Here is a 12,125-nt window from a genome sequence, read left to right as displayed (position 1 = left end):
CCCATGCTGACCATCATCTGCGAATCCCCGAAGAACCTCCAGGCCCTGGAGCAACCGCTGCCGGCCCGTGCCGCGGGCGAAGTGCTGCTGCGCGTGAAACGCGTGGGCGTGTGCGGCACCGACCTGCACATCTTCACCGGCAACCAGCCCTATCTGGCGTATCCGCGCGTCATGGGGCATGAACTCTCCGGCGTGGTCGAAGAGGCCGATGCAGGCAGCGGCCTGGCCCCGGGCGACCCCGTCTATGTGATGCCGTACCTGTCGTGCGGGCACTGCGTGGCCTGCCGGCAGGGAAAGACCAACTGCTGCGTGCGCATCCAGGTGCTCGGCGTGCACCGCGATGGCGCGATGACCGAGTTTCTCTCGGTGCCGCAGGGCTTCGTCCACAAGGCCGAAGGCATCACCCTGGACCAGGCGGCGATGCTGGAGTTTCTTGCCATCGGCGCCCATGCCGTGCGCCGCGGCGCCGTGGCGGCCGGCCAGCGCGTGCTCGTCGTGGGCGCGGGCCCCATCGGGCTGGCCGCGATGATCTTCTCCAGGCTGCGCGGTGCCCAGGTCACGGCCATCGACGGGCGCCAGGACCGGCTGGATTTCGCCCTGCAGAAGGTGGGTGTCGCATCGGCCGTGGCGCTGGGCGATGGGGACGAGGCGGAACTCTCCCGGCTCACCGGCGGTGAATTCTTCGACGTCGTGTTCGATGCCACCGGCAACGCCGGCGCGATGGAACGGGGCTTCCGCTTCATCGCGCACGGTGGCCGCTACGTGCTCGTCTCGATCGTGCAGGGCGACATCCAATTCTCCGACCCCGAGTTCCACAAGCGCGAAGCCACGCTGCTCAGCAGCCGCAATGCCACGACGGAAGATTTCGAGACCGTCATGGCAGCCATGCGCGCCGGCCAGGTGCCGGACAAGGCCCTGGCGACGCACCGCATGGCGCTGGGCGACGTGCCGGCGCAATTCGCCGGCCTGCTCGACCCTGGGGCCGGGGTCATCAAGGCCATCGTGGAATGCTGAACGGGCAGCCAGCGATGACCGGTTTTCCCATTCTGCAGTTCGGCACCAGCCGCTTCCTGCAGGCGCACGTGGATCTGTTCGTGTCGGAAGCGGCACATGCCGGCCAGGCGCTCGGCGGCATCACCGTGGTGCAGACCACCGGCAATCCGCAAAGCTCGGCGCGGACCGCCGCGCTGGCCCGCGCCGAAGGCTACGAAGTGATCGTGCGCGGCCTCGTCAAGGGCACACCGTTCGAGCAACGCAAGCGCTCGACCTCGGTGCGCGAGGCACTCGATACCGCCACCGGCTGGCAGGCGGTCCGCGAACGGGTGCGGGGGCCCGTGCAGGTCATCGTGTCCAACACCGGCGACTCGGGCTGGGCCTTGTCGGACCAGGACGGTCCGCAGCTGCTGGCGCGGGGCAGCCCGGCGCCTCAGTCGTTTCCGGCCAAGCTCGCCGTGCTGCTGCACGACCGGTGGATCTCCCAGCCCCAGGCGCCGCTCACCGTGCTTCCCTGCGAACTGGTCTCGCGCAATGGGGACCGCCTGCGCGACCTGGTGGTTTCCATCGCCCGGTCCTGGAACAGTCCGCAAGGGCCCATCGACTGGCTGCAGACGCATGTGGTCTGGGGCAATTCGCTGGTCGATCGCATCGTCTCGGAAGCGCTGGAGCCGGTGGGTGCCGTCGCGGAGCCCTACGCCCTCTGGGCCATCGAGCGCCAGCCCCGCCTGCAGCTGCCTTGCCGGCATGGCGCCATCGTGGTGACCGACGACCTCGCCCGGTTCGAGCGCCTGAAGCTGTTCCTGCTCAACCTGGGCCACACCGTCCTCGCCGACCTGTGGCTCAGGCAGGACGCAAGGGACGAAGGCATGACGGTGCAGCAGGCCATGAACTCCCCCGGCATGCGCGATCCGCTCGAAGCCGTTTGGACGCAGGAGGTGCTGCCGCTCTTCGATGCGCTGGGCGAAGGCGATATGGCCCGCAGCTACCTGGACGACCTTCGCGACCGGCTGCTGAACCCGTTCCTGCAGCACCGCCTGGCCGACATCGCGCAGAACCACGAACAAAAGAAGGCACGCCGCATCCGGCCGGTGGTCGAGATGGGTGGCACGCAGTGCCCCCCGATAGCCCAGCCGCTGCTGCGCGGCGTACTCCACCCCTGAAGAAAGAGGCTCCACATGCAGAGAATGGGTATGGTGATCGGGATCAAGCCCGAGCACATCGACGAATACAAGCGCCTGCACGCGGCCGTCTGGCCCGCCGTGCTGGCGCGGCTGGCCGAGGCGCATGTGCGCAACTACAGCATCTTCCTGCGCGAGCCGGAGAACCTGCTGTTCGGGTACTGGGAGTACCACGGCACCGACTACGCCGCCGACATGGAAGCCATCGCCCAGGATCCGGAAACCCGCCGCTGGTGGACCTTCTGCGGCCCCTGCCAGGAGCCGCTGGCAAGCCGCCAGCCCGGCGAACACTGGGCCCACATGGAGGAGGTGTTCCATGTCGACTGATGCACTGGCGACGCAGTCGCTGCTCATCCTGAACGACCGCGACAACGTGGCTGTCGCGCGCACCGAACTCGGCGCGGGCATGGAGCTTCGGCTGGCCGGCGGCGAAGTACTGGAGGTGATGGCCACTGTGCCCGCCGGCCACAAGATCGCACTCAGGCCCATCGCGAAGGGCGATGCCGTGCTGAAGTACGGCCAGGTCATCGGCGCTGCCAGCACGCCGATCGGGGCCGGCGAGCACGTGCATGTGCACAACGTCGAGATGGGCGACTCCAGCCCCACCCACCTGGTGGGCCGCGCCTACGTCCCGACCGATCCCGTGGAGCAGCCTGCGACCTTCATGGGCTACGTCAGGGCCGATGGGCGCGTCGGCACGCGCAACTACATCGGCGTCATTTCTTCGGTGAACTGCTCCGCCACGGTCTGCAAGGCCATCGCGCAGGCCTTCACGGGCCCGGCGCTCGGTGCCTATCCGGGTGTGGACGGTGTCGTCGCCATCACGCACGGCACCGGCTGCGGCATGAGCGGTGAAGGCGAAGGCATCGAACTCCTGCGCCGCACGCTCAGCGGCTACATCGCCCACCCCAATTTCGCCGCGGTGCTGGTGATCGGACTGGGCTGCGAGGTCAACCAGGTCGAGGGCCTGACCGGCCGCCTGCCGTTGCCGGAAGGCCGGGTGCGCACCATGACCATCCAGGACGCCGGTGGCACCCGCGAGGCCATCGCCCAGGGCATCGATATCGTGCGCGACATGGCAGCGGCGGCATCCGGCGCCCGGCGCACTCAGGTGCCGGCATCGCACCTCGTGGTGGGGCTGCAGTGCGGCGGATCGGACGGCTACTCGGGCATCAGCGCCAACCCGGTACTGGGCGCGGCGGTCGACATGCTGGTGCGCCACGGCGGCACGGCCATCCTGTCGGAAACACCCGAGATCTATGGCGCCGAGCATTTGCTGACGGCGCGCGCCGCATCGGCCGAAGTGGCAGAACGCCTGATGGCGCGCCTGGCCTGGTGGGAGGCCTACACCCAGCGCAACGGCGCGAACATGAACAACAACCCCTCGCCCGGCAACAAGGCCGGCGGCATCACCACCATCCTCGAGAAATCGCTGGGCGCGGTGGCCAAGGGCGGTGGCAGCGGGCTGATGGATGTGGTCGAATACGCGCAGCCCGTGCACAGCCGGGGCCTGGTGTTCATGGACACCCCCGGCTACGATCCGGTGTCGGCCACCGGCCAGGTCGCGGGCGGTGCCAACCTCATCTGTTTCACTACCGGGCGGGGATCGACCTACGGGTGCAAGCCCACGCCGTCGCTCAAGCTCGCCACCAACACCGCGCTGTTCCGCAACATGGGCATGGACATGGACTTCAACGCCGGCGACGTGGTGGACGGAACGCTGGGCATCGCGCAGGCGGGCCGCCATCTTTTCGAACTGATGCTCGCCACGGCGTCCGGCGACCGCACGCTGAGCGAGACGCACGGTCTGGGCGACAACGAATTCGTGCCCTGGCAGCTCGGCGCGGTGATGTGACGCAACCCCGACGATGAACGAAACCGATTTCGACGTGGTGACGATCGGCGAGGCGATGGTGCTCTTCGCCGCGCAGGCGCCCGGCGCGCTCGAAAGCGTGACACGTTTCCAGCGTTTCAGCGCTGGCGCGGAGCTCAACGTGGCCATCGGCCTCGCGCGCCTGGGGCTGCGCGTGGGCTACCTCAGCCGCCTGGGCGATGACTCCTTCGGCCGCAGCCTGCTCGGTGCGATGCGCCAGGAAGGCGTCTGCACCACCCTGGTCGAGACGACACCGGCACAGCCGACAGGCTTCATGCTCAAGTCCCGCTCCGACGATGGCAGCGATCCGCAGGTGGAGTATTTCCGGCGCGGATCGGCTGCCAGCGCGATGGGGCCGCAAGACCTGCATCGTTTGGCCGCCGTCCGTGCGCGGCACCTGCACCTGACCGGCATCAGCCCGGCCCTGTCACCCGGTTGCCGCGAACTCGTGTTCGAAACCCTGCGCTGGGCGCGCGGCCAGGGCATGGGCATCTCGTTCGACCCGAACCTGCGGCCTCGCCTCTGGCCCTCGGCAAAAGAGATGGCCCGCACGGTCAACGCGCTCGCGGGCCTGAGCGACATCGTGCTGCCGGGCGTCACGGAAGGACGGATGCTGACGGGCCGGGACAGCCCCCCGGACATCGCCCGGTTCTATCTCGACGCGGGCGCAGGCGAGGTCCTGGTGAAGCTCGGCGCCGAGGGAGCGTGGTGCGCATGCCGGAACGGCACCGCGTCCCATGTTCCGGGTTTTGCGGTGGACAAGGTCATCGACACCGTCGGCGCCGGAGACGGCTTTGCCGTCGGCGTGATCAGCGCCCGCCTGGAAGGGCTCGACCTGCACGCTGCCGCCCGGCGCGCCAATGCGATCGGCGCCCGCGTGGTGCAGTTTCCCGGCGACAGCGACGGGCTGCCCACGCGGGCCCAGCTCGAAGAGGCCCTGGACGCGCACGGCGTGGACTGAACGGCCGGGAACGCAACGGGCCATTCGCCTGGCCATCCATCGATTCGCAGGGCTGCTCCTGGTGCACCGGTACCTGGCCATAGGATGGATGTGACCCGGACATCCCATTGCCATCCATGAAGAAAATCTCCTTCAACAATCCGTTTCGCAGCAACCGCACCCATGGGCACCAGGAAGCCCGGGGCGAAAGTTCCAGGAGCACTTCCCGGTCGCACTCTGGCAGCACCGAGAATTTCTACATCGGCCCCCCGACCGGGCAGAGGACGCCGCCCCGCCCCGGCTCACCCTCGGCGATGCGCCCCCGGGCCTCATTGCACGGCGTTGGCTCGCCCACCCGCGCCCCCCATGCGGCAAGCCCCTCAGGTCCGGCAGCACGGGGCGAAAGCTCCGGAGTCGCTTCCCGGCCGCATTCGGGCAGTACCGAGAATTTCTACGTCGGCCCCCCGCTCCTGCAGAGGACGCCGCCCCGCGCCCTCCATACGGCAGGCCCTTCAGGCTCCTCTGTCCATTCGCCCGGCCGCCCTGCACCGCAGGCAGAGGTACTCGGGTCGCTGACGACGATGCCGCTGCTCCCCCTGGACAGGATCTCCGGGATGACCCACCGCGATGGGTCAAAGATTCACAAGAACGTGGTCGGTGCGTTCGCCCGCGGAGCCGTGCTCCAGCCAGCCATACCCGGCCAACCCAGGCCGTGGGACCATACAAGAATGGACGTGGATGTCATGGCCACCTCCACGGACGGAGCCGTCCGGCGCTATCCCCCGATGTCAGATGCCCGTCGTGACTGGATGCCCGATGGAGCCATTTGCGACATTCCCGCGGCGCACGTGAAGCAGCGCATAGGCGGCCTCGAACTCACCCCGGACAAAAAAGAGGCGGCATTCATGGTCGATGGCCACCCCGTGAGTCCCCTGAAGCTGGGGAAATTCCAGGGCCATCCCCTGCCGGACGGCAAGCTGCTGGTCCTGCAGCCGGACCAATACCAGGGCGCAATGGCATGCGCCCTCATGCTGCTGCTGGACCAGGGACACCTTCAAGCCGGGAAAGCCGCCGACTTCGAGCCCGAGACAGGCCAGCGCGGTGCCTCCTTGCAAAGCGTCATCGGCAAACTGAAGGGCATGACCGGCCAGGAGCCGGTGGTGGTGACCCACGAGGCCAATTTCCACCAATTCGGCCGTCGCCACGCGGCAAGGAACGCCTTCTGGGAGAAGATGGCTGCCAGCATCAACACCGGCACCATGGGATCGGCCATCCTGCAAAAGGGGGACCACTACCTGATGCTCGACAACGTCAGGAAGGAAGGCGGAAGCTACCGCATCACGATCAGGGACCCGTTCCACGGCACATGCGTCGAATTCAAGGACACGCACGACTTCTTCAAGGACCTCGACCACTCCGAGGGGAAGGCCCTCCTCACCGCCATACTCCTCCCACGCCCCTGAGGCCCGGCATCGGCTCCACCAGCCCTTCAGCGCTTGATGCCGAAGGCGCTCAGCATCTGCTCGGTCTGCTTCTGCATCTGCTCCTGCATCTGCGTGAACATGGCCTGCGACTGGTCGCGGTACTGGCCCATCATGCCCTGGTAGAGCGGCGACTGCGGGTTCATGAACTGGGTCCACATCTCCGGCGTGAAGCCCTGCGACTGCTCCGCCATGCGCGCCTGGAAGTCGGAGAACATCTGCACGTTCTTCTCCAGGTAGGCGCCCATGAAGCCCTGCATGGCATGGCCGTAGAAGCGGATGATGTTGGCCAGCACGGTCTCGGTGAACATGGGGGCGCCACCCGCCTCCTCTTCCAGGATGATCTGCAGCAGGATGCTGCGCGTCAGGTCCTCGCCGGTCTTGGCGTCGCGCACGGCCACTTCCTCGCCGTCGATGACGAGTTGCTTCACTTCCGCCAGCGTGATGTAGGTGGAGGTGGAGGTGTCGTAGAGCCGGCGGTTCGGGTACTTCTTGATGACCCGCTGCGGACAGCGGGGCGATGGGGATTCGGACGGGGACTCGGACACGGCGGGCTCCTTGCGCACCTGGGGCCAGGAGGGCCCCAGAACTTTTCGTTATGGCTGTGCACCCGATTCTAGGGAGGGGCGCACTGCCGGGCCGCAAAGGAATACCCTGACGCGCCGGCGGGGTCACATCCATGGCCATTCCGCTGTGCGGCATGCGCCCCTCCATGTCGTAAGATGGGTGAGCCCCTTCTTCCACCGGCACCCATCCCTGGAGGCCTCTTGTTCCCACCCCTGTGCATGGCCCTGTTGGCCGCCGCGCTGCCTGCCAGCGCCGGATCCGCGCAGCCGTCGCCGGCGGCGGCGGGCGCCACGGTGCTCCCGGAGGGTGCCCGCCGCACCGAGGAGTGGCTCACCATCCACGGCTTTCCCGAGGTGCCCGACGGCGACCTGGTGCAGATCAACCCGACCGCCCAGCAGTGGCAGGACCAGATCGCGGTGGACCTGCGCGTGTCGCGCAGCGGCATGCGCATGAACTACCGCAACGTGCCCTACCGGTCGTACCAGGGCATGGCCGTGTTCGACTGCGTGCGTCGCAAGGGCTGGTACCTGTCTTTGCAGTACTACCAGGAGCCGCTGTGGCGGGGCCCCGCCACCGCCAGGCTCGACTTCAAGGAGCATGAGGCTCCCGTGACTTTCGCGGGCATGCCGGGCGAGCCCGCCGACAAGCTCGTCCGGGCGGCCTGCCGCAAGCGCTAGCGGGAACGGCCGGCCCGCGAAGGCCCACGGGCATCGTCGCCATCGACCGACAGGCACCTGCCCGCCCGGCACCTAGATTGGAAGCTTTCACGTTCACAGGAGCTTTCCCATGGCATCGTCACCCCCCAATCCATCCAACGCGGGCCGCCGCGTCGCCCTGCTCGTCACCGACGGCTTCGAGCAGGCCGAGCTGGCCGGCCCCCGCGACGCCCTGCAACGCGCAGGATTCGACGCGCAGATCGTGGCCCCGAAGCCGGGCCAGGTCCAGGGATTCAACCACGTGGACAAGGCCGACCGCTTCGATGTGGACCAGACGCTGGACCAGGCATCGCCCGACACGTTCGATGCCGTCGTGCTGCCCGGCGGCGTGGTGAATGCGGACGAACTGCGTACCAACGAGAAGGCCCGGGCCTTCGTGCAGGCGATCGACCGCGCCGGCAAGCCCGTGGCGGTGATCTGCCATGGCGCCTGGCTGCTGATCGATGCGGGCCTGGTGAAGGGCAAGACGCTGACCAGCTGGCCGAGCCTCGCCACCGACCTGCGCAATGCGGGCGCCCAGTGGGTGGACCGCCCCGTGCAGGTCGAGGGCCGCTGGATCAGCAGCCGCAAGCCCGACGACATCCCCCAGTTCAACGAGCAGATCCTGAAGACGCTGCAGCAGGGCGCCGGCGCGGAACGCGAAGCCCGCAGCTGACCCGGGGAGACGCACCATGGTGACCCAGCTCGACTCCCCCGACGGCAAGCCCCGCAAGGACCCTGGCCGACCCAGCCCCGCCTTCGTGGAAACGGACGACCGCCGCAGCATCGAGAAAAAGCCCCGCCCGCCCTCGCACGGCGACATCGCGCAGCCGGACCGGGAAGGCAACCGCCAGGACGGCCTCACAGACTGAAACGGCATGCCGGCCGCCCCGGCCTATCATCGTCCCACCATTCGAAGAGGCCCGCACACCGGGCCCTGTCCAGGGAGGGACCATGCCACCGTATCGACCCGCGCTGCCGGCTGGCCCGGCCCGCGCGATCCGCCACGCCATCCTCGCCGCCGCACTGGCCTGCCTGGCCGCGCCGGGCGGCGCCCAGCCGGTCTATCGCTGCGGCAATGCCTACGGCCAGCAGGCCTGCGATGGCGGCCGCGTGGTGGACACGACCCCGCAGTCCATCACATCCGGCCCTGCACCGGGAACCGCCACCGTCTATCTCTGCCGCGCCCGTGCGGGCGGCAGGTTCTGGACGCCCCGCCACTGCCATGAGCACGGCGCCTGGGTGGACCGGACCGAAACCGTGCCCGCAGGCATGCGATGGGAAGAGCAGCGCGCCGCCGCCACCGCCCAGCGCCGGCAGATGGCGGCGCTCGCAGCGCCTGCGCCCCGCAGGCACGCGGCCGAGAACCCGCGGCGAAAGCACCGGCCAGAAGGCCTTGGCGCTGGCTGCAGCCGCAAGACACCGGACCTCCGCGAACCGCAAGCCCCCGGCACCCACAGTCCTCGCACCAGGGAACGCTGCTGAGCAGGCAGCAGAAAAACTGTCTGTCGCGGCGCTCCTTTCCTGGAATTCCGCAAAGTCCCAACCACCCCGTATCTTGCGCGCCACGCAAATTGCAACAGCCGTCCCCAGAGAGCGGAAGCCTCGCGCTAGCGTAACTTTTTATTGCTAGGATCCATTCGATAAAGCTATCGACCCTACTGGCAATGAACAATTACATTATCAGCATGGCGAGGGGGGCCCTGCTGGCGCTGGCACTCACTGCCGGCGCCGCTCACTCCGACACGTTCCTGGACACGTTCGGCAATACCCAGACCCGGCTGCGTTCCCCCTACGTTCCTCAATTCGCGGCCAGCGGCACGGTCAGCTACTACCGATTTGCCAACCCGGCCGGCAGCTCGGACGAGCAGACGATCAACGACGGGACCTACACGGTCCTCAACCCGAACCGCGTGCGGACCACGGGTGGCGGTTTCTGGTGGGAAAACGGCCAGACCGGCCCCGCAGCGAATTTCACCGACCACACCGGAGACGGTGGCGCCGTGCTGATCGTGAACCTGGGCAACGTGCAAAACGCCGTTTACCGCCGCGTCGTCTCGCTGGAAGGCGGCAAGACCTATACCCTCACGGCATGGCGCTACATCATCGCCGGCCCGACAGACCTCTCCTTCGAATTGCGCGAGCCCAACGACACGGCCAGCCTGGGCGGCTCCCCCAGTTTCACGACGTCCGGCAACACCGGCGTGGGGCAATGGACGCCCCTGACCTGGAACTTCACCACGCCCGGCGTCTGCACCACCCGGCAGTACGCGGTCAGCGTGCGGAACAACTCGCCGGTGACCAACGGCAATGACCTGTTCCTGGACGACATTTCCATAACGGAGGCGAACGGAGGAGCCGCCGGCCAGGTGACCTGCCCCACGACCTCGGTGCCCACCGTCACGGCCGTCAACGACACCGGCACGACGCCGCCGGGCCGCCCGGTCACCATCGCGCTGCGGGCCAACGATGCGTCGTCCAACCCCACGGCCGCCGCGCTCGGCCTGCCCTCGCAGGGCAATACCCAGGCGCAGCACGGCACCGTGGTGTTCAACAACGACGGAACCGCCACCTACACGCCGAACACGGGCTACACCGGCAACGATGCGTTTTCCTACGATATCTGCACCGTGGCGTCGCAGACCAATCCCACCCCGTTCTGCTCCACCGCGTCCGTCGCGGTCAGCGTGGCGGTTCCCACCGTGACCGCAGGCGACGATACGGCATCGACGCCAATGGGTCGCCCGGCCACGGTCAACCTGCTGGCCAACGACACCTCGTCCAACCCCGCGGTGGCACCGCTCGGCACGCCATCGGCAGGCAGCGTCTCGCCGCGCAACGGCTCCGTGGTGTTCAACGCGGACGGCACCGCCACCTATACGCCGAACCCCGGCTTCACCGGCACGGACTCGTTCTCGTACAAGGTCTGCACGGTGGTATCGGCCGGCAACCCCACCGCCTCCTGCTCGGAGGCGACCGTCAACCTCGCCGTGACCCTGCCCGCCATCCTCGCCGTCCCCACCCTGTCGGAATGGGGCATCCTGCTGATGTCGTCCCTGCTGGCGCTGCTGGGCATCGGCGCGGCCCGCCGCCGCACGCGCTGATCCCCGCCTGCCTCCGCCACGGGGCCCGGCGGCGATGGCCTGGCCTACACTGGCGGGCCATCGCCACCGAGCAGAGAGAGAGACAGCCCCATGGCCACACATACCGCCACCGTCGCCTGGCAGCGCGGCGCCGACGATTTCCTGGACAAGCGATATCACCGCGCCCACACGTGGCAGTTCGACGGCGGGGCCACGGTGGCGGCCTCGTCCTCGCCGCACGTCGTGCCGCTGCCCTACTCCGACGCGGCCGCGGTCGATCCCGAAGAGGCCTACATCGCCGCGCTCTCCAGCTGCCACATGCTGTGGTTCATGGACTTCGCCAGCCGCGCGGGCTATCGCCTCGACAGCTACACCGATGCGGCCACCGGCACCATGGCGAAAAACGAGGCCGGCCAGATCGCCGTCACCCATGTACAGCTGCGCCCCGTCACGCGCTTCGATGCCGCGCATGCGCCGACCGAGGAGCAACTGGCGGCCCTGCACCACCAGGCCCATGCGGCGTGCTTCCTCGCGAACTCCGTGAAGACACGCATCGACTGCGAGCCTGTGCTGGAGACCAGCGCAAACTGAAAAGCCCTCTTTCGAGGGCTTTGCTTTTGGGCAGGAAGGGAAATTTCAGTCCTGATGGCTGGCGCATTTCCCGTCGGCCTTGCGGTAGCCCGGCCCACCACGCGAACCGCAACCACCCCGGCTTCCTCCCCCGCCTCCGCCCCCCGTGAACGAAGCCCGGCCACGGCCGCCGCCGCGCGACGAACTGCCGCCGCCTCGCCGGCCTCGTGCAGCCGCATCACCAGCCACGGCCCCCAGGAGCGCGGCCATCAATGCAGAACCCAGCAAACGGCGCTTCATGGCTCTTTCGTCCCTTCCTTGCCGGTGTGCGGATTCACATTGCCCTTGGTGCCCCAGTTGTCCAGCCTGGTGCCGTTCGGATTGGTCGCGTGGCTCGGTGCCACATAGGTACCGTCCTTGCGGGTGTATCCACTCACCGAGTGGCTGGAGCCGTGGGCGCTTCCGGCACTGGAGGTGTGATGGCTGCCGGAATGGCCACCGCCGTGGCCACCACTTCCCTTGGCGATGGCGAAAGAGCACAGCGACAACGCCGCGACCAGGATCAGGGATTTCTTCATGTTGTGTTTCCTCTCACGCCGAGATAGGCGCGATGGCATCCTGCATGGAAACATTCAGCAACACAAGGGCTGCTCGTCAAAGCAACTGCAGCGTTTTCCCGGAGAACCGGTGTACGGTTCGGGAGCAGGTGGTGGGTCCGGTCGCAACAGCCCGGGCCGCGGAT

General features: G+C 68.1%; 14 protein-coding genes. 12 read left to right on the top strand and 2 right to left on the bottom strand.

Going from position 1 to position 12,125, the window contains the following annotated elements:
• Positions 1 to 3 precede the first annotated feature (3 nt).
• From ACAV_RS08170 to ACAV_RS08145, 6 genes are all read left to right on the top strand, one after another.
• Positions 4 to 1,014, top strand: a complete 1,011-nt coding sequence (locus ACAV_RS08170; RefSeq protein ID WP_013594095.1) for a zinc-binding alcohol dehydrogenase family protein — start codon at positions 4 to 6, stop codon at positions 1,012 to 1,014.
• A 14-nt stretch (positions 1,015 to 1,028) separates the two neighbouring features.
• Entirely contained in the window at positions 1,029 to 2,156 is a 1,128-nt protein-coding gene (locus tag ACAV_RS08165; protein WP_157768738.1) for a mannitol dehydrogenase family protein, read from the top strand.
• Positions 2,157 to 2,171: 15 nt separating this feature from the next.
• Positions 2,172 to 2,501, top strand: coding sequence for an L-rhamnose mutarotase (locus ACAV_RS08160; protein WP_013594093.1), 330 nt, complete (start codon positions 2,172 to 2,174; stop codon positions 2,499 to 2,501).
• Complete coding sequence (locus ACAV_RS08155) at positions 2,491 to 4,029, top strand: UxaA family hydrolase (protein WP_013594092.1); 1,539 nt, start codon at positions 2,491 to 2,493, stop codon at positions 4,027 to 4,029. Before ACAV_RS08160 ends, ACAV_RS08155 begins: the two co-directional genes overlap by 11 nt.
• 13 nt (positions 4,030 to 4,042) lie before the next feature.
• Positions 4,043 to 5,008 (top strand): sugar kinase, encoded by a 966-nt coding sequence (locus tag ACAV_RS08150; protein ID WP_013594091.1) that lies wholly within the window; start codon positions 4,043 to 4,045, stop codon positions 5,006 to 5,008.
• A gap of 722 nt (positions 5,009 to 5,730) precedes the next feature.
• Positions 5,731 to 6,450, top strand: coding sequence for a hypothetical protein (locus ACAV_RS08145; protein ID WP_157768737.1), 720 nt, complete (start codon positions 5,731 to 5,733; stop codon positions 6,448 to 6,450).
• A gap of 26 nt (positions 6,451 to 6,476) precedes the next feature.
• Here ACAV_RS08145 and phaR read toward each other — a convergent pair whose 3' ends face one another.
• Positions 6,477 to 7,016: a polyhydroxyalkanoate synthesis repressor PhaR gene (phaR, locus tag ACAV_RS08140; protein ID WP_013594089.1), complete on the bottom strand. Its 540-nt coding sequence runs from the start codon at positions 7,014 to 7,016 to the stop codon at positions 6,477 to 6,479.
• 237 nt (positions 7,017 to 7,253) lie between these two features.
• Here phaR and ACAV_RS08135 point away from each other — a divergent pair, with 237 nt between their 5' ends.
• From ACAV_RS08135 to ACAV_RS08110, 6 genes are all read left to right on the top strand, one after another.
• Complete coding sequence (locus ACAV_RS08135) at positions 7,254 to 7,712, top strand: surface-adhesin E family protein (RefSeq protein WP_049791068.1); 459 nt, start codon at positions 7,254 to 7,256, stop codon at positions 7,710 to 7,712.
• 109 nt (positions 7,713 to 7,821) lie between these two features.
• A complete protein-coding gene (locus tag ACAV_RS08130) occupies positions 7,822 to 8,406 on the top strand; it encodes a type 1 glutamine amidotransferase domain-containing protein (protein WP_013594087.1) in 585 nt (194 codons plus the stop codon).
• 16 nt (positions 8,407 to 8,422) lie between these two features.
• Positions 8,423 to 8,602 carry a hypothetical protein gene (locus ACAV_RS08125; protein WP_013594086.1) on the top strand — a complete coding sequence of 60 codons (180 nt, stop codon included), beginning with the start codon at positions 8,423 to 8,425 and terminating at the stop codon, positions 8,600 to 8,602.
• An 82-nt stretch (positions 8,603 to 8,684) separates the two neighbouring features.
• Complete coding sequence (locus tag ACAV_RS23795; RefSeq protein WP_013594085.1) at positions 8,685 to 9,215, top strand: hypothetical protein; 531 nt, start codon at positions 8,685 to 8,687, stop codon at positions 9,213 to 9,215.
• 182 nt (positions 9,216 to 9,397) lie between these two features.
• The gene (locus ACAV_RS08115; protein ID WP_013594084.1) at positions 9,398 to 10,834 is read left to right on the top strand and encodes an Ig-like domain-containing protein; all 1,437 of its coding nucleotides are present in this window, start codon (positions 9,398 to 9,400) and stop codon (positions 10,832 to 10,834) included.
• A 90-nt stretch (positions 10,835 to 10,924) separates the two neighbouring features.
• Complete coding sequence (locus tag ACAV_RS08110) at positions 10,925 to 11,404, top strand: OsmC family protein (RefSeq protein WP_013594083.1); 480 nt, start codon at positions 10,925 to 10,927, stop codon at positions 11,402 to 11,404.
• Positions 11,405 to 11,679: 275 nt separating this feature from the next.
• Here ACAV_RS08110 and ACAV_RS08105 read toward each other — a convergent pair whose 3' ends face one another.
• On the bottom strand, positions 11,680 to 11,961 hold the full coding sequence (locus ACAV_RS08105; protein ID WP_013594082.1) for a hypothetical protein: 282 nt from the start codon (positions 11,959 to 11,961) through the stop codon (positions 11,680 to 11,682).
• Positions 11,962 to 12,125 lie beyond the last annotated feature (164 nt).

It is taken from the genome of Paracidovorax avenae ATCC 19860 (assembly GCF_000176855.2).
Taxonomy (GTDB): domain Bacteria; phylum Pseudomonadota; class Gammaproteobacteria; order Burkholderiales; family Burkholderiaceae_C; genus Paracidovorax; species Paracidovorax avenae.
Note: the sequence above shows the minus strand (reverse complement) of the source record. Positions and strands in the feature narration are given on the sequence as shown.

Coding starts and splice junctions, on each gene's coding strand:
- ACAV_RS08170 (WP_013594095.1), top strand. CDS start 4: ATGCTGACCATCATCTGCGAATCCCCGAAGAACCTCCAGGCCCTGGAG.
- ACAV_RS08165 (WP_157768738.1), top strand. CDS start 1,029: ATGACCGGTTTTCCCATTCTGCAGTTCGGCACCAGCCGCTTCCTGCAG.
- ACAV_RS08160 (WP_013594093.1), top strand. CDS start 2,172: ATGCAGAGAATGGGTATGGTGATCGGGATCAAGCCCGAGCACATCGAC.
- ACAV_RS08155 (WP_013594092.1), top strand. CDS start 2,491: ATGTCGACTGATGCACTGGCGACGCAGTCGCTGCTCATCCTGAACGAC.
- ACAV_RS08150 (WP_013594091.1), top strand. CDS start 4,043: ATGAACGAAACCGATTTCGACGTGGTGACGATCGGCGAGGCGATGGTG.
- ACAV_RS08145 (WP_157768737.1), top strand. CDS start 5,731: ATGGCCACCTCCACGGACGGAGCCGTCCGGCGCTATCCCCCGATGTCA.
- ACAV_RS08135 (WP_049791068.1), top strand. CDS start 7,254: ATGGCCCTGTTGGCCGCCGCGCTGCCTGCCAGCGCCGGATCCGCGCAG.
- ACAV_RS08130 (WP_013594087.1), top strand. CDS start 7,822: ATGGCATCGTCACCCCCCAATCCATCCAACGCGGGCCGCCGCGTCGCC.
- ACAV_RS08125 (WP_013594086.1), top strand. CDS start 8,423: ATGGTGACCCAGCTCGACTCCCCCGACGGCAAGCCCCGCAAGGACCCT.
- ACAV_RS23795 (WP_013594085.1), top strand. CDS start 8,685: ATGCCACCGTATCGACCCGCGCTGCCGGCTGGCCCGGCCCGCGCGATC.
- ACAV_RS08115 (WP_013594084.1), top strand. CDS start 9,398: ATGAACAATTACATTATCAGCATGGCGAGGGGGGCCCTGCTGGCGCTG.
- ACAV_RS08110 (WP_013594083.1), top strand. CDS start 10,925: ATGGCCACACATACCGCCACCGTCGCCTGGCAGCGCGGCGCCGACGAT.
- ACAV_RS08105 (WP_013594082.1), bottom strand. CDS start 11,961: ATGAAGAAATCCCTGATCCTGGTCGCGGCGTTGTCGCTGTGCTCTTTC.